Below are 26,355 nucleotides of genomic sequence, written 5' to 3'. Positions count from 1 at the left end.
AAGTACAAGAAAATTGTATCTTGCGCCTTCAAAAAAGCAATCAGATGAGTTTAAAAAGATATATTCTCGCAATAGCAATTACTGTTGCGGCTTTATATGCGTGTAACAATGATGACGATGATGGTATTATAMGTATACCTCCAAGAGATGTAGCTGAACAGCAAGCAGATGAAGATCCTTTAATTCAAGAATATTTACAGACCCATTTTTATGATCAAATAGATAACCCTGCGAACCCTAATTTCCAAGTTACTGTATTTGATACTATAGCAGGAGATAATGCAAATAGAGTTTCTATTTGGGACTCTGGGCTTCTAGAAACTAAAACGGTTACTAGAAATGATGTGGATTATACATTATATCTCTTAAATCTTAATGAAGGTTCTTCTGAGGCAAGAAAACCAACTTTTGCTGATTCTACTTTTGTCACTTATAGAGGAGAGCTGTTTTATGAAAATTTAGATGATGATGGTGACGGTATTCCAAACGAAGCCGATGTAGATGCTGATAATGATGGAGAGCCAGATGTGATTACTATAGATGATGATGGAACTTCGGAAACCAGAACAGATTCTGATGGTGATGGAATTGCTGATGATAGCGATGTAGACAATAATCCTGGAGAGCCAGATTCTGATGGAGACGGAATCATAGATGATAAAGATCCTGTGGATAATAATGATCCGAATAGAAAAGTTTTTGATAGTGCTGTAAATCCATTATGGTTTGATTTAGTTTCGGTAGTAGATGGATTTAGGGAAGCAACTACAGAATTCAGCGGAGCATCTAATTTTACGATGCCAAATGATGATGGGGATGGAACTATTAGTTTCGATTCGAATTTTGGTAATTTTACAGTCTTTATGCCTTCGGGATTAGCATATTTTGATTCACCGCCTGGTGGAACTGGAATTGGATTGTATAAATCATTAATTTTTAGCATTCAATTGTATGGAAGTGTAGAGTCTGATCATGATAATGATGGAGTTCCGTCCTATTTAGAAGATTTAGATGGTGATCGATTGGTATTCGATACTGATGATAATACAGATGGAGATACACTTCCTAATTATGTAGATACAGATGATGATGGAGATGGTACTTTAACTATCGATGAAGATTTAAATGATAATGGAGACCCTACAGATGATGATACGGATGGTGATGGAGTTCCGAATTATTTAGATACGGATGATACCGCTTCGAAAGATGATTAAAACTTTATAAAAAAACTCCGGTTCTTACCGGAGTTTTTTTATGCTTATATTTTACCAAACTATAAATCCAAAGCCAAACTAAGTATAAATTGATTTGGACGAGAATCTACTCTTATAGTTTGTCCTGTGTTTTCATCAATCGATTGTGCTTGATTTTCAGAAATGCCTCGTTCATATCTCAGATCGATGTTAAGACGACTTATCTGTAAGCCAACTCCAAATTGAACACCAACGGTAAATTCATTTTTAACATCACTTAAGCGGACATCCTGCAGACTATTATCTACTATATATTGTAAAGAAGGACCACCAAAAACATGAAGAGGCCCTAGCAAATAGACACCAGCCAAAATAGGTAAATCTAATTTCTTAATATCATAATCTAATTCTCGGTTATTAAAAGAATAAGAACTCCTATTCTGTGTATATTGTAGCTCTGGTTTTAGATAAAAATTATCAGTAATATCTCCTCTAAGGAATACCCCAATATGATATCCTACTCGATCATCAGCATTTTCTGAAAGCAGATTGTTTCCGGCATTCGTAACATCTGAAAATTCAATTTTGCCATTATCTCCGTAATTGAGACCAGCTTTTACCCCAAAATTTAATCCTTTGTTCTGACCAACAATTGTAAACGAACTACACAGGATTAACAACACTAATACATTTTTCATTTAAATGAGTTTTAAAAGATGAATAAATAATTGATTACTTTTTTTGGTTGTGGTCAGTGTTTCTAATATAACGTAAATAGAAACGTATTATTTCTACTATACAATCAAAAAGCCTTCCATTTTTTAATGGAAGGCTTTTATTGGTTAAAATATTTTAAAAATAGTTTATCTATTTTCTTTTAACTACTTTTTCAACAGCTTTTACGATAGATTCAGCATTTAAGCCATATTTAGCCATAAGTTGATCAGGAGTTCCACTTTCTCCAAAAGTATCATTCGTAGCAATAAACTCTTGAGGAACAGGATAATTTTGAGCTAATACTCTAGATACACTTTCGCCAAGTCCACCTAAGTAATTGTGTTCTTCTGCAGTAACGATGCAACCTGTTTTTTTAACGGAGTTTAAAATTGCTTCGTTATCAAGAGGTTTGATTGTGTGAATGTTGATCACTTCAGTACTAATGCCTTTTGCTTCAAGCGTTTCTGCCGCTAGTAAAGACTCCCATACAAGATGACCTGTAGCAACGATAGTAACATCGCTACCTTCTTGCAAGTGTACCGCTTTTCCTATTTCAAATTTTTGATCTTCCGGAGTAAAGTTTGCTACTTTAGGTCTTCCAAAACGTAAATAAACAGGGCCTTCATAATCAGCAATAGCAATAGTAGCTGCTTTGGTTTGATTATAATCACACGGGTTGATAACTACCATTCCTGGTAGCATTTTCATTAAACCAATATCTTCTAATATCTGATGTGTAGCACCATCTTCACCAAGAGTTAAACCTGCATGAGAAGCACAAATTTTAACGTTTTTTCCACTATAAGCTATGGATTGTCTAATTTGATCATATACACGACCTGTAGAAAAATTTGCAAAAGTTCCAGTAAAAGGAATTTTTCCTCCTATAGTTAGTCCAGCTGCAATTCCCATCATATTCGCTTCAGCAATTCCAATCTGAAAAAAACGATCGGGATTATTAGCTATAAATGCATCCATTTTTAGAGAACCAATAAGATCGGCACAAAGTGCAACAACATTCTCGTTTGTTTTTCCAAGTACTTCAAGACCTGCTCCAAAACCTGAACGGGTATCTTTTTTTCCTGTATCTATATATTTTTTCATGAATATTTTTTTAGCGTAATTTCTATAAAAAAGAAATCACTTTGATATATCTTAATAGTCTCCTAAAGTTTCAGGGTTTTGTGCTAAGCCTATTTCTAATTGCTCATCATTTGGAGCTTTCCCGTGCCAAGCATGAGTATGCATCATAAAGTCTACTCCATTACCCATCACAGTATGCATTAAGACACAAACAGGTTTACCTTTACCAGTTCTGCTTTTCGCTTCCTGTAGTCCTTCAATAACAGCAGTGATATTATTTCCTTCTTTGATTTCCATAACATCCCAGCCAAACGCTTCAAACTTAGCTCTAAGACTTCCTAAGGATAATACATCATCAGTAGATCCATCAATTTGCTGACCATTTAAGTCAATAGTAGAAATTAGATTATCTACCTTTTTTCCAGCAGCATACATAGCAGCTTCCCAAATCTGACCTTCTTGTAATTCACCATCTCCGTGAAGACTGTAAACAATATGATCATCATTGTTCAGTTTTTTAGCTTGTGCAGCTCCTATCGCTACAGACATTCCTTGACCTAAAGATCCAGATGCAATTCGGATACCAGGCAATCCTTCGTGAGTTGTCGGGTGTCCTTGTAATCTACTATCGATCAATCTAAATGTATTTAGCTCTTCTACAGGAAAATATCCGCTTCGTGCTAGTACACTATAGTATACAGGTGAAATATGTCCGTTTGATAAGAAAAAAAGATCTTCTTCTTTTCCGTCCATATCGAAACCATCTTTTCTATCAAGAATTTCTTGATAAAGAGCGACAAAAAATTCTGTACATCCAAGAGAACCTCCAGGATGTCCTGAGTTTACCTTGTGAACTTGGCGTAGAATATCTCTACGTACCTGAGTCACAAAATCTTCTAGTTGTTGTGTTTTTGGCATTGCTGTGCTAATTAGCTTTTTAATTAAGGCCCAAAAATACAGGTTTTGACTACCGTAGCAAAATGTGGATGCAGCTTTTAATTAAGATACTGTTGTTAATAACGAAAAGTTTTCGCAAAAGAGACTTTATCAAAGTAGTTTTAGTTAGTTATCTTTGCGCTCTACGAAATAGAAATTATGCAATTTGACCTTTTATCTAAAGATCCTGAAAGCAGGGCAAGAGCTGGAAAAATAACCACAGATCATGGAGTTATTGAAACTCCTATTTTTATGCCTGTAGGAACAGTAGCTACAGTGAAAGGAGTACATCAAAGAGAATTGAAAAATGATATCAATCCAGATATTATTTTAGGAAATACCTACCATTTATATTTAAGACCCCAAACTTCTATCTTGGAAAAAGCTGGTGGTTTGCATAAGTTCATGAACTGGGATAGAAATATTTTAACAGATAGTGGAGGGTATCAAGTGTATTCTTTATCTGCAAATCGTAAAATTAAAGAAGAAGGAGTCAAATTTAAATCACATATAGATGGTTCATATCATGTTTTTACACCAGAAAACGTGATGGAAATACAACGTACTATTGGAGCAGATATCATCATGGCTTTTGATGAATGTACTCCATATCCTTGCGATTACAATTATGCAAAGAAAAGTATGCATATGACACACAGATGGTTAGATCGTTGTATGCAACATCTAGAAAAAGTTCCAGTTAAATATGGGTATAATCAAACTTTTTTTCCAATCGTTCAGGGAAGTACATATAAAGATCTAAGAAGACAATCAGCAGAATATATTGCGAATGCTGGAGCTTTAGGAAATGCTATTGGAGGTTTGTCCGTGGGAGAACCTGCAGAAGAAATGTATGCAATGACCGAGGTAGTAACAGAAATATTGCCAGAAGATAAGCCTAGATATTTGATGGGAGTAGGAACACCTATAAATATCCTTGAAAATATTGCGTTGGGGATAGATATGTTTGACTGTGTGATGCCAACCCGAAATGGAAGAAATGGAATGTTATTTACGGCACATGGAACTATTAATATAAAGAATAAAAAATGGGAAGATGATTTTTCTCCTATTGATGAAATGGGAATTACCTATGTGGATACAGAGTATTCAAAAGCCTATTTAAGACATTTATTCTCAGTAAATGAAATGCTAGGAAGACAAATAGCTACTATTCACAATTTGGGATTCTATTTGTGGTTGGTTCGTGAGGCAAGAAAACATATCTTAGCGGGCGATTTTTATTCCTGGAAAAACATGATGGTGAAACAAATGGATAAAAGATTATAATTTGAAAATATTAGACTGGTACATACTTAAAAGATATTTAGGAACATTTTTCACAATGATCCTTTTGTTTATCCCTATTGGTATTATTGTAGACCTTTCAGAGAAAATTGATAATATTTTAGAGCATGAAGCGCCATTTGGAGCTGTAGTTTCTTATTATCTGGATTTCACAATATATTTTGCGAATTTGCTATTTCCATTATTTGTTTTCTTATCAGTTATTTGGTTTACTTCTAAGCTAGCGAATAAGACAGAGATTATTGCTTTTTTGAGTTCAGGAGTATCCTTTTGGCGGTTTCTAAGACCTTATATGATAGGAGCGATTCTCATCTGCTTAGGAGCATTAGCTATGGGACTTTTCTTAGCACCTAAAGCAAGTCAGGGGTTTAACGAGTTTAAATATACGTATCTAAAAAAACATAAAAAGGTCCAGGAAACAAGAAATGTATATCGACAATTAAATGATAGCATATTTTTGTATGCCAACGACTTTAAGCCTCTAAAGAAAAAAGCTACGAATTTTACATTAGAGTATTTTGATGGGAATACTTTAAAGACAAAGATTTCGGCAAGAACAATTACCTATATAGAAAAAGATAGTTTGTATGAACTACGAGATTTTGTAAAACGGACAGTTTTGGAAAATGAAGATATTATCGAAAAAGCCAGAAAAAAAGATACCGTACTACCTTTTAATATAGATGAGTTTACACCAGTAACATACGTGGCAGAAACACTAAATTATAGGGAGCTAAGTAAATTTATTGAAAAGGAAACGAAAAGAGGTTCTTCCGATATTAATAGATATAAAGTAGTGGCCTATAAAAGATGGAGTATTCCTGTTTCAGCATTTATTCTTACAGTTATAGGCGTTGCAGTTTCCTCCATGAAAAGAAGAGGAGGAATGGGAGTAAATCTTGCCGTTGGTATCTCATTAGCCTTTATCTTTATCTTCTTTGATAAAGTTTTAGGCACATTGGCAAATCAATCTGATTTTCCACCATTAGTGGCCGTATGGTTTCCAAATGTGTCTTTCGGAATATTAGCAATTTATTTATTGTATAATGCCAAACGCTAAACTTCAGAATTATCTTCATTTACATTTTATTGTATTCATATGGGGATTTACAGCAATCCTTGGAGAGTTAATTACTATTGAAGCATTACCATTGGTGTGGTACAGAATGTTAATGGCATCTGGATTTATTTACTTGTTTATTCTTTTTAGAAAAATTTCTCTTAAAATATCTAGGAAACTATTTATTGTATTGAGTGTTGCAGGTGTTGTGATAGCGTTACATTGGATTACATTTTTTGCAGCGATAAAGGCTTCGAATGTTTCAATCACATTAGCAGTGCTTTCGACAGGTGCTTTTTTTACCTCAATTTTAGAACCAATTTTTTATAAGAGAAAACTGATTTGGTACGAAGTTCTTTTCGGGTTAATGGTTATCTGTGGATTGTACATTATTTTTAATGTAGAAGGAAGTTATTTTCTAGGGATTATGTACGCCATCTGTTCTGCATTTTTATCATCAGTTTTTTCATTGATCAATGGTAAAATAGCACAGCAATATTCACCATCAATGATTTCTTTCTATGAATTGTTAACTGGTGTGGGATGTATTACTATCTACCTTTTAATAATATCATTTATTGGAGTAGAGAATGAAGGATTCTCAAAATCGTTCTTTCAGTTATCTACTTCAGATTGGATATACCTTGTTGTTTTAGCTTCAGTTTGCACAGCTTATGCTTTTATTGGTTCGGTGCAGGTCATGAAGTATTTAAGTCCTTATACAGTGATGTTAACCATTAATCTTGAGCCTGTGTATGGAATTGTATTGGCATATTTGATTTTTGGTGATTCAGAAAAAATGAACCCTGGATTTTACTACGGAGCACTTATTATATTGGGCACTGTTGTGTTAAATGGAATATTTAAAAATCTAAAAAAAATAAAAATACAAAAGTCTTAATACTAGTTTAGGAAGTATTGTTTTATATTTGTCTGCTAACCCTAGTTAAAAAAAAACAAAATGTATTCTTGATTATGGAATATTTAGAATTTGAACTCCCCATAAAAGAACTCGAAGAACAATTTCAAAAAGCATGCGCTATTGGCGAAGAGAGCGATGTAGATGTAACAGATACGTGCAAGCAAATTGAGAAGAAGTTAAATGAGACCAAAAAGGAAATTTATAAGAATTTGACTGCTTGGCAAAGAGTACAACTGTCAAGACATCCATCTAGACCTTATACATTAGACTATATCAATGCAATCTGCGGAGATTCTTTTTTAGAACTACATGGAGATCGCAATGTAAAAGATGACAAAGCAATGATCGGAGGATTAGGAAAAATCGGTGATCAGAGTTATATGTTTATTGGTCAACAAAAAGGATTTAATACTAAAACCAGGCAGTATAGAAACTTTGGGATGGCCAATCCCGAAGGATATAGAAAAGCACTACGTTTAATGAAGAGTGCAGAAAAGTTTGGTATTCCAGTAGTAAGTTTTATTGATACTCCAGGTGCTTATCCAGGTTTAGAAGCCGAAGAAAGAGGACAAGGAGAAGCAATTGCTCGCAACATATTAGAGATGACACGTCTTAAAGTTCCTATTATCGTTATTATTATTGGTGAAGGTGCTAGTGGAGGTGCATTAGGAATAGGAGTAGGAGATAAGGTGTTAATGCTGGAAAACTCTTGGTATTCTGTTATTTCACCAGAAAATTGTTCTTCTATTCTATGGAGAAGTTGGGAACAAAAAGAAATTGCAGCAGAAGCATTAAAATTAACAGCAAAAGATAGTGCTAAGCTTAAAGTAGTTGATGAAATTGTTAGAGAACCTCTTGGTGGAGCTCATAGCGATCGAGAAAATACGTTTAAAGCTGTACGAGATAAAATAGTATCGTCTTTTGAGGAAATGAAAAACTTATCACCAGAAGAATTGGTAGAAAAACGTATGGATAAATATGCCAATATGGGAGTCTTTAAAGGCTAACCCCTAATAAATCACTTGACATCTAAATCTGAAGTTTCTGACTTCAGATTTTTTTATGCTTATTAACAATATTAATAAGTTATCAACAGTTCAATTGTTGATGACTGGTGGACATTCATTACCTTTGTAAAAGGTCCATCTCTTTACAATTTTTTTACATTCGTGGTTATGGAAAAAGTACAGCAAACTCAGCAGTCTAATTACGGTCGGGGGAACGTTATACCGCTGGAAAAAGGAAAAATACCTCCTCAAGCAACTGATTTAGAGGAAGTTGTGCTTGGAGCAATGATGATAGATAAGAAAGGTGTTGATGAAATTATCGATATTTTAAATCCTGAAGTCTTTTATAGAGAGTCACATAAATACATTTTTGAAGCTGTATTTAAACTATTCGAAAACTCTGAACCAATTGACTTATTAACCGTTTCTACCCAACTTAAGAAAGATGGGAAATTGGAATTAGCAGGTGGGGAATTTTATCTTATCCAACTTACTCAAAAGGTAGCATCTTCAGCACATATCGAGTTTCATGCTCGTATTATTTTGCAGAAATATATTCAACGAAGTTTGATCAAAATATCTAACGAGATTATCGAAGAATCTTATGATGAGACCACAGATGTTTTTGATCTTTTGGATATGGCTGAATCTAGATTATATGAAGTTACGCAAGGAAATATCAAAAGATCTACAGAATCTGCTCAAAGTTTAGTAATTCAGGCTAAGAAAAAGATTCAGGAAATATCTAATAAAGAAGGGATGAGTGGTGTTCCTTCTGGTTTTGATAAATTGGATAAGCTAACTTCTGGTTGGCAGCCTAGTGATTTAATAATCGTGGCAGCGCGTCCTGGTATGGGTAAAACCGCTTTGACATTATCGATGGCCCGAAATATCTCTGTCGGAGCTAATATACCTGTAGCATTCTTTTCTCTGGAGATGTCCTCGGTACAGTTGATTACTCGTTTGATCTCATCCGAAACAGGACTTTCTTCTGAAAAATTACGTACTGGGAAACTAGAAAAGCATGAGTGGGAACAGTTAAACGTAAAGGTAAAAGACTTAGAAAAGGCTCCGCTTTTTATTGATGATACACCATCGCTTTCCATCTTTGATTTAAGAGCAAAGGCAAGACGTCTATCCTCTCAGCATGGTATCAAAATGATCATTATTGATTATTTGCAATTAATGACCGCTGGAGGAAGTGGTAAAAATGGAAATCGTGAACAGGAAATTTCTACGATTTCTCGAAACCTTAAAGCACTGGCTAAGGAATTGAATATTCCGGTAATTGCACTATCCCAGTTATCACGTGCTGTAGAAACTCGTGGAGGAAGTAAACGCCCACTATTAAGTGACCTAAGGGAATCTGGAGCGATTGAGCAGGATGCGGATATTGTGGCATTTATATTTAGACCCGAATATTATAAGATTGATGAATGGGATGATGAAGAAAGATCACCTACACAAGGTCAAGGAGAATTTATTGTTGCGAAACACCGTAATGGAGGTTTAGAAAATATTAGGTTAAAATTCATTGGTCACTTAGGTAAATTTGATAACTTAGATGATTTTAGTACTCCTTTTGAGTTTCATTCGAAAATGAATGATGGCAAAGAAGAAGATGATCCGTTTAGTACAAGTCATCTTCCAAGTGCCGACGAAGCTTTTGGGAGTAGCATAAATGATTCTAATGATGATGACGATGTTCCTTTCTAAAAGGAATTGTAAGTTTTTAATTTACAGTTTCCTTTTCTTTTTTGCTTTTCAATCATATGCTTCATATGTATTGATCCCAATGGATGCTGAAAGTCAGCAAAACCATTTGAAAGCTTATGGTATAACCTATTGGACGCTTAGTAAAGATCTAAAAGTTAAGTGGCTTCTCAATTATAGAGGTGGTTCTTTTTTATTACCAGATACAGAAGACATTAAAAAGGAATGCACCATACGCGGTGTTTCTTACGAAGTTCTGAGTAATGCTAAAACCGAGGAGATTTTAGAAGAAATAAGCAGCCCTTCCAAAAATATGGAAGCTGTTGTTTTGGAAAAAGCTCCTAAGATTGCAGTATACTCCCCAAAGGGAAACCAACCTTGGGATGATGCGGTAACTATGGTATTAACTTTTGCAGAAATTCCTTATGAAACTGTTTATGATAGAGAAGTACTAGAAGATAATTTGATTCTATATGATTGGCTTCATTTACATCATGAAGATTTTACAGGGCAATACGGTAAGTTTTATGCAACATATAGAGCACATCCATGGTATATTAAAGAAAAAGCAGCTGCAGAAAAATTAGCCGCTGATTTAGGATATGATAAAGTATCTGATGAGAAATTGGCCGTAGCCCTAAAGATAAGAGATTATGTTGTAGGTGGAGGATTCATGTTTGCAATGTGCAGTGCTACCGATAGTTTTGAGATTGCCTTGGCAGCAGAAGATGTAGACATCTGTGAACCCATGTTTGATGGAGATCCTAGCGAACCAGGTTATCAAGCAAAAATTGATTTTAATAAAACCTTTGCTTTCAAAAATTTCACTTTAGAGAGAAGTCCTAATGTATACGAATTCTCTTCTATTGATATGACTAGAAAACGACGTATCCCTAAGACAACAGATTATTTTACGTTAATGGATTTTTCGGCCAAATGGGATCCAATCCCAACAATGCTTTGTCAAAATCATACGGCGTTGGTAAAAGGTTTTATGGGGCAAACAACAGCTTATGATCCTACTGAGATTAAATCCAATGTATTGATACTTGGAGAGAATAGAACCAATAATGAAGCAAGATATATTCATGGAATTAAAGGGAAAGGTTTTTTTACGTTTTATGGAGGACATGATCCCGAGGATTATCAGCATAGAGTAGGTGACCCGAAAACAGAATTAGAATTGCATCCCAATTCTCCTGGATACCGTTTGATTCTTAACAATGTACTCTTTCCAGCAGCAAAGAAGAAAAAACAAAAAACCTGAGTATTACTTTTTGTACTTTTCTTACTAATTGAAATCACTGTTTATAGGGTTGATTTCACAAACTGTTATTGTTTAATTTTGATGTATGATAAAAAAAGTAATCATGATAATTGCAGTTGTAATCGTTACAATAGGAGCGCTTTGTATATATGGAGTGTACCGTTTTTTCAATCCCTTTGGAAAAGAGGTAAATAAGGAATTATCAGATTCATATTATTATACTAGGGATAAAGAGGGGATCATTTATAGTCCTATGGGAAATTGGTTTGAATTAGGAAAAAATGAAATGGAAGTTGATATGCAAACATTTCAGGTATTAGCCAGAGACTACGCTAAAGATAAAGATCAAGCTTATTTTAAATCCAGACCCATTAATAACCAAATAGATCTTGCATCATTTCAAGTGCAATTAGGGTACACCCCAATGGATAAAAATCATGTATATGTACTAAATGATGGTTATTATCATATTAATAAAGATGGTAAGAAAGCTTTTAAAATTTTAGAAGGGGTAGATGCTAAAACTTTTACCCAGATAAGTTTTGATTTTGCAAAGGACAAGGATTTTGTGTATCAAAATTATAAAAGAAATGATTCCCTAGATGTAACATCTTTTCAGGAAGTTAATAGTCACTTTTGCAAAGATAAAAATGGAGTGTATCACTATTCTTATGGAGATCCATTGCGTAAAATTAAAGAAGCCAATATAACTGAAATTGTTTCTCTAACGAATTATTATATTCGAGATGATAAGAACGTATATTTTTATGTGGGATATAAAAATTCAGAAAGATTTGATCAGGTGGTAGCAATTCCATTTAAAAATAGTAATGATATCGGATTCTTTGAAGATAAAGGACTTGTTAAAATAGATGACCAGATATATTATCAAAGTAACATTATTGAAAATGCTGATATAGCTACTTTTGAAGAAATTGAAGCCGGATATACCAAGGATAAGAATGCTGTTTATTTTCTTGGTAAAGTGATTGAAGGTGCGGATACCAATACCTTTAGATATAACACAAGTTCTTATACTTTTTCCGATAAGAATCATATATATGAAATAGGAAAAATTGTAAAAAGCAAAAAGTAATTTTTGATTTTTGTAAGGTTGTCATAAAAAGACGACTATTGTACACTTATAATAACCTTACACTCAAAAAAATGAAAAAAATAACTTTATTCACACTGATACTTGGTGTTTTATTTTCTTGTAAAGAAGCGCCCAAAGAAGAAAGGGTAGAAAAAGAAGTTGTAGTCGAAGAAAAAGTCGAAGAAATCATTCCTGATCGATCAGCAAACTTCCCAAAAGATATTGCAGCAATTTTTAAAGCCCATGGTGGTATCCAAGCGTTTGATACGCAGAACACATTGATTTTCGAACTTTCGAAACCTGAAGGGAATGAAAAACATACCACAGATTTAAAAACAAGACATGCACGTATCGAGACTGATAAGTTTGCATTAGGATTTGATGGAAAGGATGCTTGGATTAAACAAGATTCTACCTATTTTAAAGGAAATCCACGTTTTTATCATAATTTGATGTTTTACTTTTATGCAATGCCATTTGTTTTAGGTGATGATGGAATCTCTTATGAAAAAGTAGATGATTTAAAGGTCGAAGATAAAGTGTATCCTGGGTATAAAATCTCCTACGGAGACGGAGTAGGAGATTCTCCAAAAGATAATTACTTTATATACTATGATGCGCAATCACATCAAATGAAATATTTAGGATATACCGTAACCTTCTTTAGTAAAGAAAGTAGCGAAAAAATAAGCCTGATAGAATACTCAGATTGGAATGATGTAGATGGATTATTATTACCTAAAACTCTAAAATGGAGAGCGTATGAAGATGGAGTTGTTGGTGATATTAAAAGTGAAAGAAATTTCGTAAATGCGTCAGCTAGTAAAGAAAAGTTAGATGCGTCTATATTTAGCGAACCAAAACAATAATTGCTAGTTAATCAAGACTTAAAATGCTCCAATGCTCGCCTCGAYTTTTTTAGGCTTTTTCCTAAAGAATGCCTCTAAGGCTTGCCTGAAACTTTACTAAAGATCAAATTCTTTAGAAATAGCATTAAGAAGAACTCCGTTGGTATAAAACCAGCGGAGTTTTTTGATGATACACAGACTTTTTTTGATAAAAATTCAAAAGCGATTTTTATAATTTGATAATTTCTTGTCTCCATTTCGTAATATAATTACGAAATATTCAACATTGTTCGTTATTTTAACAAGATTGCAATATGGATGTTTGTCGGCAATTCTTAGAATTAGCTAATTTTATACTCTTTATCTAATTCGATTTACGAAAACGATATAGTAACATACGCAAAACTAATTTTTATGTACAAAGAACTTACCACAAGTAATAGGATTTTAATGGGTCCAGGACCGTCTGATGCTCATCCAAGAGTACTTAAGGCGATGTCCACACCACTTATTGGTCATTTAGATCCAGAATTTGTGACCATTATGGATGAAGTTAAAACCATGGTGCAGGATACTTTTATGACAAAAAATCAGATGACATTTGTAGTCTCCGCTCCAGGAAGTGCAGGTATGGAAACATGTTTGGTGAATTTACTAGAGCCAGGAGATGAAGCCATTATTTGTATTAATGGTGTTTTTGGAGGAAGAATGGCAGATATAGCAGAAAGATGCGGAGCGACAGTACATAAAGTAGAAGTAGCATGGGGAACGGTGATTACTCCAGAAGATATTAAAAAGGCTTTAGATATATGCAAAAAACCAAAATTAGTTGCCTTAGTACATGCAGAAACTTCTACAGGAACTTTGCAACCATTAGAGGAGATTAGTGATCTTGTGCACAATGCAGGTGGATTATTAATGGTGGATGCAGTAACTTCTTATTGCGGGATGGAATTAAAAGTAGATGATTGGAATATTGATGCGATCTATACAGGAACACAAAAAAATCTAAGTGCTCCACCAGGATTATCACCAGTGAGTTTTTCAGATAACGCATTAAAAGCTCTAGAAAATAGAAAGACAAAAGTACAAAGTTGGTTTCTAGATTTAAGTATGGTTAAAAATTATTGGGGTGGTGCCAAAAGAGCCTATCATCATACAGCACCAGTTTCTTCAGTGTATGCATTACGAGAAGCACTTAGAATTGTTTTAGCTGAAGGTTTGGAGAATCGATGGAAAAGGCATCAGGAAGTACATCAAGTATTAAAAACAAAATTGGAAAATTTAGGATTCTCTTATTTAGTAGATGAAGCCTACAGATTACCTAATTTAAATGCTGTCTTTTTACCAGACGGAAACGATGAAGCTCTTATTCGAAAAAAACTATTAAATGATTACAATATTGAAGTTGGAGGCGGTTTAGGAGCGTTTGCTGGTAAAATATGGAGGATAGGTATAATGGGTGAAAGTTGTACGCTTAATCACGTGAACATGCTCATCAGTGCATTAGAGGATATGAAAGAATTTAAAAGTTAATTTACATAGATTCAGGGAGTTGGTTTTCACTGAATACTGGGTGTTATTTAGGGTAGAGATTTACAAAATTTGTAGTAATGATTTAGTAAACAAGTTATATTAATCTCTTAATACCTTAATTTATGAGTTCTATAAGCGATGACCAAATGGTCGCGGAAATTTTAAACTTTTTTTATCCTACAAATACCATCTCAGAACACAATATTACTAATAGTTTGGGGGATTTGGCAGCGGAAATGTATGCTGAAGCACTTGAAGCTTCTGCAGCAATGCATTTGGTTCCAAGACCTAGCTATACACCATCTCTTTCTTGGTTAGTTAAAGAAGGTGTCAAAGCGTTTTGGAGATCTAAAGGAGGAGATGAAATTTATGAGTCCGTACGAGTTACAGTTGCACTCAAATATAAGAGTCAATTTAGTATGACGAAAATGGGAATTTAATAAAAAAGGCACTTTTAAAGTGCCTTTTTTATGTTTTTAGAATGATTACATGTTTAACATCTTCATTTGTTATTTTCCTTAGCTCTTCCGAGTTTGTAACTTCGAAGCAATACGGTTTAGGAACAGGCAAAAAGAACCAGTTATATTCATCTTTAGTTGTGTTTTTTATAAACTTTTAAATACATTGGCTAAAAGAAATAGTCTGATAATACTAAAAGTAAAAAAGGAATAATAAGACATATCTCATAAGCTATTAAATCACATAATTTTATGAATATCAATAATTATAAGAACTATTTAAATGATTTGGTTTTGATTCTTGTGGATAAATTGGAGGAGTTTAAAACAGAAATTGATAATTCTTCAGAAGAGGATAAGAATTATTGCAAAGGCCAGATTATGGCATATTATGATACTTTAGATATTATGAAAACACAGGCCGATCTTTTTGAAATTCAACAGGATACTCTAAAGAGTATAAACCTTGAAGATTATTTAAAATGAAATTAAATATCGAAGTTGCAAACTTCGAATAGCATTCGCAATCTACGACCAATAAACAAAGCCAGTTTCCATAATAGAAACTGGCTTTGTTTATTAATTTTTAAGTAATAATAACCTTTACTTGCTATACTTACCACTGTAACGTTTCCATAGTTTGGTTTGGTGACTTTCTAAGCTGATATCTCTTCCTTGGATAAAGGCTTTATCTAATTGGTTTGTACGCATATCTAAAGCATCACCAATACTGATAAATAAGGTAGCGTCTTTACCAACTTCTAGTGTACCCACCATATCATCGATTCCTAAAATTTTGGCGCTATTACCAGTAATTAACTGAACCGCTTTTTCCTTGTCTAATMCATGAGCAGCAACTGTTCCTGCCTGGAAAGGTAAGTTACGTGCATTAGCACGCTCCATTTGACCACTGTTTTGTAATGCTACCAATACACCTGCGTCTACCAATAACTTTGCATTTTTATAGGGCAAATCATAATCATCATCTTCATAATTTGGCGTAGAATGCGTTCTGGTCAATAGTACTGGAATGTTTTGCTGTTTTAATTGAGCAGCAACTTTATAGGCTTCATCTCCGCCTACAATCACTACTTTGAGCAGTTGTTGTTCTTTTGCAAAGCGCAATACGTCCAAAATAGCTTTTTCAGTACCTACATGTACAAATAGCGTTTGCGTACCATCAAAAACTTGTTGCATTGCTAGATGAGGTAGGTTTTCTTCACCCATATCAGATTGTATGGTTGCTTTTGCCTGATTCATAAAATCTGTAAGCGTAGTTACCTGTTCCTGATATTTCTTGTTAGGTTTAAAACCAGGGTCTTCTCCTAACCACCATCTTCCTCTGGTAAAAGGACTTGGCCAATTCATATGGATTCCATCATCTGTTTTAATAGCTGCATCTTCCCAGTTCCAAGCATCTAATTGTACGATAGAAGAAGTACCAGAAATCCATCCGCCACGTGGTGTGGTTTGCGCAATCAATACACCGTTTGGGCGCATGCTTTCTACAATCTTACTTTCGGCATTATAGGCAATAATACTTCGGATGTGTGGATTGAAACCTCCAATCTCACTGTCATCGTCGGTAGCTCTTACAGCTCCAATTTCTACCAATCCTAAAGTAGAATTAGGAGCTATAAATCCTGGATATACATGTTTTCCAGTGGCATCAATTATTTTTCCTTTGGTAGCAACGCTGCCATTGGTTCCTACATTTGTGATTTTTCCATTTTCAAAAATGATAATGCTATTCGCAATTAGTTCTCCATTCCCGATATGAGCTGTGGCTCCAGTAATAGTTATCGCTTCGGTTTGGATTTTTGCTGGAGTTTGTTGTGCAGTCACATTTCCAAATGCAACCATTAGCAACAACACTATATATGATAAATTTTTCATTTTGTAATCGGTGTTTAGTGAATGTGTTCTACGGTATCACAGTGAAAATGTTGTTTTTCCTTTTTCTTAGGCGGTTGTGTTTTTAAACCGCTATTTTTTGCTTTCAGTAACATGGTAGAAAGTTCATTGCGTTCGTCAGCAATAGATCTTCTCATGGCTTTATCTTTTTCTAAATCAAAATACGTAGCTCCTTCAATCAATGTCTTTTCTGCCTTGGCATATATAGAAAGTGGGTGATCGGTCCATAAAACTACATCTGCATCTTTTCCAACTTTGATACTTCCTACACGATCATCAATATGTAACATTTTTGCAGGATTCAAGGTCACAAACTTCCAAGCTTCTTCTTCACTCACACCTCCGTATTTTACGGATTTTGCAGCTTCCTGGTTAAGTCTTCTGGACATCTCATTGTCATCACTATTGATAGCCACTAGAACGTTTTGATTGTGCATAATGGTAGCGTTGTACGGAATCGCATCATTTACTTCATATTTATATGCCCACCAATCTGAAAAAGTAGATCCTGCTACTCCATGAGTTGCCATCTTATCAGCGAGTTTATAACCTTCTAGGATATGGGTAAAAGTGTTGATTCTAAAATTAAATTTCTCAGCTACTTTCATCAGCATATTGATTTCACTTTGTACATAGGAGTGACAGCTGATAAAACGTTTTCCGTTAAGAACTTCCAGAAGTACATCCATTTCAATATCCTTACGATAAGGTTTTCCACTATTTTTTTGTTGCTCATATCTTTTAGCACGTGTAAAATAATCGATATACAGTTGTTCTACACCCATACGAGTTTGTGGAAAACGTACTCGTTCTGCATCTCCCCAATTACTCTGTTTTACATTTTCACCAAGTGCAAACTTTATAAACTTTGGAGAGTTTTTGTAGATAAGATTTTCTGCATCTTCTCCCCATTTTAATTTGATAATCGCAGATCTACCTCCGATAGGGTTTGCGGATCCGTGTAATATCTGTATAGAAGTTACACCACCTGCAAGATTTCTATAGATATTAATATCATCTGGAGAGACTACATCTTCGATAGTTACTTCTGCTGTAGAGTTATGTCCTGCTTCATTAATGGCCGCTGCAGCAATATGAGAGTGTTCGTCTACAATACCACTAGTCAGATGCTTACCAGTGGCATCAATAACTTTGGCATTGCCGGCATTTAGATTTTTACCAATGGCTGCAATCTTTCCATTTTTGATAAGAACATCTGTTTCTTTTAGAATTCCTTCAGTTTCATTTGTCCAAACTGTTGCGTTTTTGAAGAGGATATTTTCAGATTTTGGCAATGCCTGGTTACCATATGCAATATTAGGGTAGGTAACAGGTAATACTTTTGGCGTATCCTTAGAAGCTTCCGGTTTCTTTTTGGCATCTTCCTTAGTTTCTTTAGGCTTTTGTTTTGCAGTAAAAGAGGTTTCACTACCGTTAGCTAGGATTGCTTTTCCACTCCAAAACTTTGGATTTTTATTAATAGCGCCTACGATACGTGTGTACTGTGTTTTGGTAGTATCAGCATCGGTGAAGGTCAGCGTTACCCAATCATTGGTATAGGTGATTTTACTGCCTAATTTTGTTTCCCCCAATTTTACTTCGGCTTTTGGTTTTGTAGGTTTTCCTGTAATAGAAACATTGTATGTTTTTCCCGCTAGCGATAATTCATAATTACCACTGATATCAGTAGTATTCATATCGTTTATCACACTTTTATGTCCTTGTACCCAATTCTCATAAATGATATTATCCTTAGAAAACAACTCTTGACTAGTAATTAAAAAATTGGCGTAAGCACCTTTTTTAAGGGTTCCTAAGACATTTTCTTTTCCTAAAATTTGTGCTGGTACGGTAGTCAAAGCAGCAAGTGCCGTTTTTTGATCTAATCCATGTTTCAGCGCTTTTGCCAACCTTGTTTTTAGATCAGCAATCTTTTTTAGTTTATGGGTAGTTAATGAAAACTGAACTCCATTCTTGGCTAGAACAGATGGATTAGAAGGTGCTTGATTCCAATGGCGCATATCTCCAAGACTTACTAAGTTCGCCATATATGGATCTGACACATCATATGCGTCTGGAAAATCAAGAGGAATAATATATTGAGCATTGGTAGCCTTTACCTTATCGATTCTAGCATATTCATCACCACCACCAACAATTACATATTGAATGTTGAATTCATCACCAATGTTGTCCGCTCTGAAACCATTAATTCTACTTCCAGCTTCAAAAATCTGTGGTAGATTTTTATTCTTATTCAGCGCTTCGATTGAAAGATCTTTATAATCCACATTATTAGTTGCATACCACTTTGCATCCAAGTATACTTGTCTAAGTAGTGCCATAGACCCCATTAGTGATGTAGGATATATTTGCTTGCTTTTTGTACTCTTAGAGAAAGAAAGTAATTGTGAAGAGGCATCACTTAATAATCGATCACCTTCGGTTCCATCATTATTAAGAGCAACGAGTAGACCAGTTCCTCTGATAATTCCATCTGGCATATGGGTATTGACCACTCCAAAACCTTCTTTGATAAACTCATTGGCTTTCTTTTGGTCGTATTTAAATTCTTGCAATGGATTGGTTTCTGGTCGTATATGGTCATTCCAATAATATCCTTCTCTAGAAGCATCATATTGTGGATTTCCACCAAAAGGATTGCCTTGTCCTTTAGGTTTTTTGATTCCAAAATTGGTAAAAGGATCCATAAAAGAAGCATAGATATGTTTCCCTTTTAGATCAATCACAATACTATTTTTCGGAATAGCTAAACCAGCACCTACTTGTTTGATTTTTCCTTTTTGGATAATCATCATACCATTCTTAATCTCTGATTCTGGAGAAGTATGAATAGTAGCATTTGTAAAAACGGTATAATTGGAATTTGATGTTTTTACACCATCATTTTTCGGGAAATATTCTTGAGCATGCAGAATTGATCCCATAAATATCACAAAGAGTGATAAAAATAGTTTTTTCATAGAGTTTGCGTAATAAATGAATTGGTTTAAAAGTAACCGATACTACGGAAAGACCTTACTAATTAGTATTTTTTTAACAGTTAAAGGAAGTGTATAACCTTTTTCAGACGTATTAAAAACTATAATTTGTCTTTGTAATAATTTACCAATAAGGCAACTACATAACTATAGGTGTCAATACCTTTGGGTTGATTATTAGCTTTTAAGTAACTATCATAAGTGCTTTTAAAAATAGGCTCTAAAGGATTTTGATACTGCAACCAGAATTCATTTACTTCTTGATAGTTTCTTCGGATACCAGGACGTAATTTTTCGATTAAACAAAATGCTTTCTGCTCATCACGTAAGTATAAATCATTTAGACAAAACTTTAAAGCAAAGGTGGTTCCACTATAGTTAAAATAAGGATCGTCATAATTCATGGTGGTTAAAGCAGCAAGAAAATTAGCTTCGTTTTCTTTAGCGAATCCTAGCTGATGTGCTTCTTCATGGCAACTAGTAGTTGGGGATTTATAATCCAGAATTAGTCCATTCACTTGTGCTTCATTCGTAATAGGATTCAAATAACCACTAAAGCCCATATAAGTTAATGGAACACTTAACAAGGATTTTTTAATACTCTTAGGAGAATATTTCAAGTTAGGAACTACTTCATTAATTTGCTCGTAAGCCGGAACTGTTTTTTCAAATATTTCGGCTTTGTTATAAGGCATTACAATTGATAATGAATCATTAGGTTCTAAACTTTTATGAATATTATTAGCACGTATAATTAGTTTTTCAGAAACAGCTAATAACTCTTCTTGCGTATATTGATCTTCGATACCTAGAATCTCATGCATGGGCAGGCGATAATAGTTAATTCCCCATAGCAAATGAAAAGCAGCATAAACGATAGATAGGGTAGCTCCAATATCTAAAAGAATCGTTTTCCACTGTGGTTTCCTACGAAATACTTTTTTAAACAAAAAACGAATCAAAAGAATGATCAAAATACTATATCCAATATCACCAAATGAAAAAGGCATCCAACCAAAAGTAAATCGTAGCGCCTTAGAAATATATATGTACAATCCGTTGCTATAAAATCGATCTATAAATTCAGGGAAAAGAGAAAGAATTTTAATGATGATGATCTGAACTGGTAATAATATGATGAGAAGTAATTTTGTTTTTGATTGCATGAAATAAAAATATCTGTTTGTAAATCTACAACATTTAATAGATCATTTGAATTAAGATTATCATAATGTACATTTGTCAAAAAAACACAGAATACACATGAATTCAGAAATACGAAATCTTGAGCCTAAAGAGCTTTGGAATAAATTTGCGGATCTAAATGCGGTTCCTAGGCCTTCTAAAAAGGAAGAACGCGTGATTGCTTTTATGAAAGCATTCGGCGAATCTTTAGGACTTCCTGTTGCTATAGATGAGGTTGGTAATGTTTTGATTACAAAACCTGCTACTCCAGGAATGGAAGATAGAAAAACAGTGGTGATGCAATCGCATTTGGATATGGTACACCAAAAAAATGCAGATACTACATTTGATTTTGATACACAAGGAATTGAAATGTATGTGGATGGTGATTGGGTACGTGCAAAAGGAACTACTTTAGGAGCTGATAATGGATTGGGAGTGGCCACTATTATGGCTATTTTGGAATCTAAAGAAATTGTTCATCCAAGAATTGAAGCACTATTTACTATAGATGAAGAAACAGGAATGACAGGTGCTATGGGATTGCAGCCTAATTGGCTGCAAGGTGATATTCTTTTAAATCTAGACACAGAAGAAGATGATGAAATTGGAGTAGGATGTGCTGGAGGAGTTGATGTTACTGCCGAAAGACCCTATAAAGAAGAAGCTACGCCCGAAGGAACTACTGCCTATAAAATTTCGGTAACAGGTCTTAATGGTGGCCATTCAGGAATGGATATTCATAAAGGATTAGGAAACGCTAACAAAATTATGAATAGACTGCTTTTTGACGGTTTTGAACATTTTGGATTGAGAATTCAAGAAATTAAAGGAGGAAGCTTACGAAATGCCATACCGAGAGAAAGCTTTGCTACTGTGGTTGTGGATACGATACAGGAAGAAACTTTTGAGAATGAAACATTAGCATTAATTGCCACCATAAAAAAAGAACTCACTTTAGTAGATCCAGATTTGTCTATCGATCTAGAAAAGGTTGAATTGCCTAGTAAAGTAATGGAACTGGGGGTTCAAGAAAGTGTGTTAAAATCACTTTATGCTGCTCATAATGGTGTATATACTATGAGTTTATCGATACCAGATTTGGTGGAAACTTCAAATAATATTGCAAAAGTTACTATAGGAGAAGGAACTATTAAAATCGAATGTTTAACTAGAAGCAGCGTTACCTCTTCTAAGATAGATATGGTAAATAAGCTTAAAGCTACTTTTGAATTAATTGGCTGTGAGGTAACAACCGACGGAGACTATCCTGGTTGGGCGCCAAATATGGATTCTGCTATCTTAAAAGTTTTGGATGAATTGTACCAAAAAATCAATGGAGAAAAGGCACATGTCGCTGCTTGCCATGCAGGTTTGGAATGCGGTATTTTAGGTCAGAATTATCCAGATATGGATATGATTTCTTTTGGCCCAACTATTTTAGGAGCGCACTCACCAGATGAGCGGGCTAGTATTTCTTCTGCTCAGAAATATTGGGGATTTGTCAAAGAAATATTAGCAAATATTCCTGCTAAGTAATTACAGTAAAATTGTTCTAAATAAAAAAATCCCATATCAAACGATATGGGATTTTTTTATACTTTTTATCTTTTAGTGATTGTGCCCATCACCTTTAGAGTGACCTGGAGGTGTTGCAGACTTATCAACGATACTAAGTAAATCTAGTTCGAAAATTAAGTCTGTATTAGGAGGGATTGGAGCTCTTCCACGCTCTCCGTATCCTAAATGAGAAGGAATAAAGATCACTGCTTTATCACCAACTTTCATTTGCTGAACGCCTTCTTTAAATCCAGCGATCATTTGTGCTTCTGGAGAATATGTCATTTTGATTGGAGCGTATCCCATAGGATGTTGTGCTTTTCGACTGTTTGGATTATACTTACCCATCTCTTTGTCTAACTCAATTATGTTAGTATCAAATAAATTTCCATCAGTAAAGTATCCTGCATAGTTAAGCATAACTTCATCTGAAGGTGTTGGTTTCTTGCCATCACCTTGATTTAGGAATAGTATTTCTAAACCACTTTCCAGTTTGGTAGCTTTCTTTCTTAAATCTGCATATTTAGCAGCAGCCTTGTCACTTTTTTCTTTCATAAGGCGCTCCTTTTCTAATTTCTCTTCTTCTAAAACTTTTAGCTTATCTTCAAAAGCAATTTTAGCATCAAATGCTTTCGCATCTTTACCTTTTCTTATAATATTTACTTGCTCCATTTTTACTTCAGAAACTGGCTTATCACCAGGTCTTTTTGTTTCTACAGAACCGATACTGTCCACAATTTCTTGCCCAGAAACGATTTCTCCAAAAACAGTATGCTTACCATTTAACCAAGGAGTTTCTTTTAGTGTTATAAAAAACTGACTTCCATTGGTAGCAGGCCCAGAATTTGCCATTGATAAGATTCCTTTTGATTTGTGAGTTAATGAATCTACAATCTCATCAGGAAACTTATATCCTGGATCACCAGTACCAGTACCTAATGGATCTCCTGTTTGGATCATAAAATCTTTAATAACTCTGTGGAATATAATTCCGTTGTAATATTTCTTTCCTTTGTATAGACTGTCTACCATTGTATTCGTTCCTTCTGCTAGAGATACGAAATTCGCAACTGTCATCGGAGTTGCGTCGTAGTATAATTTTGCAACTGCAGTACCTTTATTAGTGATAATTTCTGCATAAAGTCCATCGCTAAGGTCAGGATATTTTTCTTCGCAATTGGTAAAAGTGAAAGCGATAATCGCTAACAATAAAAAACTTAATTTTTTCATTTTTTTAGTTAAGGTTTAATTTTCTTTTGTTGACTGTTTTGTGATTTTGTTGAGTGTTACTCTGGATACTAACGGAATATTTGTTCCAATCTTATGATCATCACCATAATATCCATATGCTTGATAGGAAGGGAATAGAAAAACAACGGTTTCTCCTTCTTTCATGAGTTTTAATCCTTCTCTCAATCCAAAAAATAAATCTTCCTGATCGATAGCATAATTTACAGTATCTAATTCTTTTCTGCTATAAATGGTATCACCATTTAAATCTTTGATATCATAATTAAAGTTTACAATATCTCCGAACTTCGCGGTAGTATTGGATATGGTGTCTTTCGTTTCATAATAATACCAAAATCCACCATCAGAAGTGATATAATTATGTGTAGTATCTTGTTTGATAATCTTTTGAATTCGAGCTTCTTCTCTAGCACTAAGTTCTTTATTCCTATTAATGGATTCGTTTATAAAAGATCCTGAGGAAACACTAACAGGTTTTCGAGCTTCTGGCGCCTTACAAGAGAAAAACAAAGCTAAAAAGCTTAAGAAAAGAAAAAAATGTCTCATGAATTTAGGGCATTTTTATAAGACGGTAAGATACTAATAAATTTCTCAACAGTTTCGTTTAGCGATAGATTACTTTTTCCTCCAGCTGCATTATGATGCCCTCCACCTTCAAAGTGATTTCTTGAAAACTCATTSACAGAAAAATCACCCTTTGAACGAAGCGAAATTTTTATGATATTCTCGCCTTTATTTTCTATAAAAATTAGTGCAAAAATGACACCTTCTATAGATAATCCCATATTTACAAAGCCTTCTGTATCTCCTTTTTTAAAATTATGATCATCTAATTCTTTTTGAGATAACGTAATATAGGCTGTATTGTATTCTGTTAGTACTTTTAGATTCTTTAAAGCAACTCCTTGTAACTGTAATCTTGAATAACTATTGTTATCATATATATGTTCATGGATTTCCGTATTGTTGGCTCCACGATCTATTAAATCGGCTACGATTTTATGAGTAGTACTTGTGGTAGATCGAAAACGAAATGAGCCTGTATCCGTCATAATGCCTACATAAATACAAGTAGCTATATCTGCTGTAATTTTATCTACATCTCCTAGGTTTTCAATAAAGTGATATATCATTTGACAAGTGGAACTCATCATCACATCACTAAATGTATATTGAGCATAATCATCGGGTTGCTGATGATGATCAATCATAATATACATAGTATCTGTATCAGCTAATAGACGTTCCATATTTCCTGTTCTAGAAAAATGATTAAAGTCTAAAGTGAATATGATATCAGCATTTTTAATCTTATCAGTAGCCAATTCAGTATCATTGTCGTACTTAATAATCGTGGACTCGCCAGGAATCCATTTTAGAAAATTAGGATAATCATTAGGAGTAATTACTGTAGCATTATGCCCTAAACCTGATATATAATGATATAGAGCTAATGTCGATCCAATGGCATCTCCATCAGGATTTTTGTGAGGAATGATTACTATATCTTTTGAAGTACTTAAAAGTGCTTTTACTTCTTTAAATTCACTTGTGTTCATAGGTCTGCGAAGATACTCTAAATAATAATATCGTAATAATAGAATAATTACTTTTACCAATGGATTGTAGCATTTGTCAGAGAACTAGATGTAAGCAGCGAGATTCTTTAAAGATAGATTGGTAATAGCTTTAGGAGTAATATTTATGGTGTAAACGAAGGGAAAGTTCCTACTTTATAATAATATTTCTTGTTTTTGAAGCTTTTATATATACTTTTGCACAAAATTTTATAATTGGTCATTCGATCAAAATAAATTGAAATCAAAATTTCCTTTTTTAGGAAATGGGATAAAAACAAAACTTAAAAAATGGCAACAAATAGAACATTTACAATGCTTAAGCCGGATGCGGTAAGAAAAGGGTACATTGGTGCTATCCTTGAACAAATAACTGCTTCAGGTTTTAGAATTGTGGCGATGAAATTAACACAATTAACTACTGATGATGCAAAAGCTTTTTATGCTGTGCATAGTGAGCGTCCTTTCTACGGAGAATTAGTAGAGTATATGACAAGTGGTCCAATTGTAGCAGCAATTCTAGAGAAAGAAAATGCTGTTGAAGATTTTAGAACTTTAATCGGAGCTACAAATCCAGAAGAAGCTGCTGAAGGTACTATTCGTAAAAAATATGCAACTTCTATTAGTGAAAATGCTGTACATGGTAGTGACAGTGATGAGAATGCTGCTATCGAAGGAGCTTTCCATTTCTCAGGAAGAGAGCAGTTCTAAGAAATTTA

At 34.2% G+C, this 26,355-nt stretch carries 23 protein-coding genes; 14 read left to right on the top strand and 9 right to left on the bottom strand.

Going from position 1 to position 26,355, the window contains the following annotated elements:
- Positions 1 to 44: 44 nt before the first annotated feature.
- Positions 45 to 1,217, top strand: a complete 1,173-nt coding sequence (locus GBO31_RS03530) for a hypothetical protein (protein ID WP_219006936.1) — start codon at positions 45 to 47, stop codon at positions 1,215 to 1,217.
- A 59-nt stretch (positions 1,218 to 1,276) separates the two neighbouring features.
- Here GBO31_RS03530 and GBO31_RS03525 read toward each other — a convergent pair whose 3' ends face one another.
- The 3 genes from GBO31_RS03525 to GBO31_RS03515 form a co-directional block, all read right to left on the bottom strand.
- The gene (locus tag GBO31_RS03525) at positions 1,277 to 1,894 is read right to left on the bottom strand and encodes a porin family protein (protein ID WP_219006935.1); all 618 of its coding nucleotides are present in this window, start codon (positions 1,892 to 1,894) and stop codon (positions 1,277 to 1,279) included.
- A 169-nt stretch (positions 1,895 to 2,063) separates the two neighbouring features.
- Positions 2,064 to 3,017, bottom strand: coding sequence for a transketolase family protein (locus tag GBO31_RS03520; protein WP_219006934.1), 954 nt, complete (start codon positions 3,015 to 3,017; stop codon positions 2,064 to 2,066).
- Positions 3,018 to 3,068: 51 nt separating this feature from the next.
- Positions 3,069 to 3,914, bottom strand: coding sequence for a transketolase (locus tag GBO31_RS03515; protein WP_219006933.1), 846 nt, complete (start codon positions 3,912 to 3,914; stop codon positions 3,069 to 3,071).
- 177 nt (positions 3,915 to 4,091) lie between these two features.
- Here GBO31_RS03515 and tgt point away from each other — a divergent pair, with 177 nt between their 5' ends.
- The 11 genes from tgt to GBO31_RS03460 all read left to right on the top strand — a co-directional run bounded on the left by tgt (position 4,092) and on the right by GBO31_RS03460 (position 15,633).
- Complete coding sequence (gene tgt / locus GBO31_RS03510; protein ID WP_219006932.1) at positions 4,092 to 5,222, top strand: tRNA guanosine(34) transglycosylase Tgt; 1,131 nt, start codon at positions 4,092 to 4,094, stop codon at positions 5,220 to 5,222.
- Between the two features lies 1 nt (position 5,223).
- Complete coding sequence (locus tag GBO31_RS03505) at positions 5,224 to 6,300, top strand: LptF/LptG family permease (protein WP_219006931.1); 1,077 nt, start codon at positions 5,224 to 5,226, stop codon at positions 6,298 to 6,300.
- On the top strand, positions 6,287 to 7,201 hold the full coding sequence (locus GBO31_RS03500) for a DMT family transporter (RefSeq protein WP_219006930.1): 915 nt from the start codon (positions 6,287 to 6,289) through the stop codon (positions 7,199 to 7,201). Before GBO31_RS03505 ends, GBO31_RS03500 begins: the two co-directional genes overlap by 14 nt.
- A gap of 74 nt (positions 7,202 to 7,275) precedes the next feature.
- A complete protein-coding gene (locus GBO31_RS03495) occupies positions 7,276 to 8,229 on the top strand; it encodes an acetyl-CoA carboxylase carboxyltransferase subunit alpha (RefSeq protein ID WP_219006929.1) in 954 nt (317 codons plus the stop codon).
- A gap of 168 nt (positions 8,230 to 8,397) precedes the next feature.
- Entirely contained in the window at positions 8,398 to 9,945 is a 1,548-nt protein-coding gene (gene dnaB / locus GBO31_RS03490; RefSeq protein ID WP_219006928.1) for a replicative DNA helicase, read from the top strand.
- 79 nt (positions 9,946 to 10,024) lie between these two features.
- A complete protein-coding gene (locus GBO31_RS03485) occupies positions 10,025 to 11,209 on the top strand; it encodes an asparagine synthetase B (RefSeq protein WP_219006985.1) in 1,185 nt (394 codons plus the stop codon).
- Positions 11,210 to 11,312: 103 nt separating this feature from the next.
- A complete protein-coding gene (locus GBO31_RS03480; protein ID WP_219006927.1) occupies positions 11,313 to 12,305 on the top strand; it encodes a DKNYY domain-containing protein in 993 nt (330 codons plus the stop codon).
- A 71-nt stretch (positions 12,306 to 12,376) separates the two neighbouring features.
- Positions 12,377 to 13,174: a DUF6503 family protein gene (locus GBO31_RS03475; RefSeq protein WP_219006926.1), complete on the top strand. Its 798-nt coding sequence runs from the start codon at positions 12,377 to 12,379 to the stop codon at positions 13,172 to 13,174.
- A 393-nt stretch (positions 13,175 to 13,567) separates the two neighbouring features.
- Complete coding sequence (locus GBO31_RS03470) at positions 13,568 to 14,689, top strand: pyridoxal-phosphate-dependent aminotransferase family protein (protein ID WP_219006925.1); 1,122 nt, start codon at positions 13,568 to 13,570, stop codon at positions 14,687 to 14,689.
- Between the two features lie 122 nt (positions 14,690 to 14,811).
- On the top strand, positions 14,812 to 15,129 hold the full coding sequence (locus GBO31_RS03465) for a hypothetical protein (protein ID WP_219006924.1): 318 nt from the start codon (positions 14,812 to 14,814) through the stop codon (positions 15,127 to 15,129).
- Positions 15,130 to 15,399: 270 nt separating this feature from the next.
- A complete protein-coding gene (locus tag GBO31_RS03460; protein ID WP_219006923.1) occupies positions 15,400 to 15,633 on the top strand; it encodes a hypothetical protein in 234 nt (77 codons plus the stop codon).
- A 117-nt stretch (positions 15,634 to 15,750) separates the two neighbouring features.
- On the opposite strand, the gene GBO31_RS03455 is transcribed toward GBO31_RS03460, so the two are convergent.
- The 3 genes from GBO31_RS03455 to GBO31_RS03445 all read right to left on the bottom strand — a co-directional run bounded on the left by GBO31_RS03455 (position 15,751) and on the right by GBO31_RS03445 (position 21,229).
- Positions 15,751 to 17,043, bottom strand: coding sequence for an amidohydrolase family protein (locus tag GBO31_RS03455; protein ID WP_219006922.1), 1,293 nt, complete (start codon positions 17,041 to 17,043; stop codon positions 15,751 to 15,753).
- Between the two features lie 14 nt (positions 17,044 to 17,057).
- On the bottom strand, positions 17,058 to 20,045 hold the full coding sequence (locus tag GBO31_RS03450; RefSeq protein ID WP_219006921.1) for an amidohydrolase family protein: 2,988 nt from the start codon (positions 20,043 to 20,045) through the stop codon (positions 17,058 to 17,060).
- A 119-nt stretch (positions 20,046 to 20,164) separates the two neighbouring features.
- A complete protein-coding gene (locus GBO31_RS03445; protein WP_219006920.1) occupies positions 20,165 to 21,229 on the bottom strand; it encodes a DUF3810 domain-containing protein in 1,065 nt (354 codons plus the stop codon).
- Positions 21,230 to 21,326: 97 nt separating this feature from the next.
- On the opposite strand from GBO31_RS03445, the gene GBO31_RS03440 reads away from it, so the two are divergent.
- Entirely contained in the window at positions 21,327 to 22,787 is a 1,461-nt protein-coding gene (locus tag GBO31_RS03440; RefSeq protein WP_219006919.1) for an aminoacyl-histidine dipeptidase, read from the top strand.
- A 72-nt stretch (positions 22,788 to 22,859) separates the two neighbouring features.
- Here the strand turns inward: GBO31_RS03440 and GBO31_RS03435 are convergent, their stop codons facing one another.
- Genes GBO31_RS03435 through GBO31_RS03425 form a run of 3 tightly spaced genes read right to left on the bottom strand, consistent with a single transcriptional unit; the run spans position 22,860 to position 25,618 of the window.
- Complete coding sequence (locus GBO31_RS03435; RefSeq protein WP_219006918.1) at positions 22,860 to 24,038, bottom strand: peptidylprolyl isomerase; 1,179 nt, start codon at positions 24,036 to 24,038, stop codon at positions 22,860 to 22,862.
- A gap of 15 nt (positions 24,039 to 24,053) precedes the next feature.
- On the bottom strand, positions 24,054 to 24,605 hold the full coding sequence (gldI, locus tag GBO31_RS03430; protein ID WP_219006917.1) for a gliding motility-associated peptidyl-prolyl isomerase GldI: 552 nt from the start codon (positions 24,603 to 24,605) through the stop codon (positions 24,054 to 24,056).
- Positions 24,602 to 25,618 (bottom strand): DHH family phosphoesterase, encoded by a 1,017-nt coding sequence (locus tag GBO31_RS03425; protein WP_219006916.1) that lies wholly within the window; start codon positions 25,616 to 25,618, stop codon positions 24,602 to 24,604. The genes gldI and GBO31_RS03425 overlap by 4 nt, the downstream gene beginning before the upstream one ends.
- A gap of 309 nt (positions 25,619 to 25,927) precedes the next feature.
- Here GBO31_RS03425 and GBO31_RS03420 point away from each other — a divergent pair, with 309 nt between their 5' ends.
- Positions 25,928 to 26,347, top strand: coding sequence for a nucleoside-diphosphate kinase (locus tag GBO31_RS03420; protein WP_219006915.1), 420 nt, complete (start codon positions 25,928 to 25,930; stop codon positions 26,345 to 26,347).
- Positions 26,348 to 26,355: the final 8 nt, after the last annotated feature.

This window comes from Aquimarina litoralis (assembly GCF_019295435.1).
Lineage (GTDB): Bacteria > Bacteroidota > Bacteroidia > Flavobacteriales > Flavobacteriaceae > Aquimarina > Aquimarina litoralis_A.
This window is presented reverse-complemented; position numbering and strand designations above follow the sequence as displayed.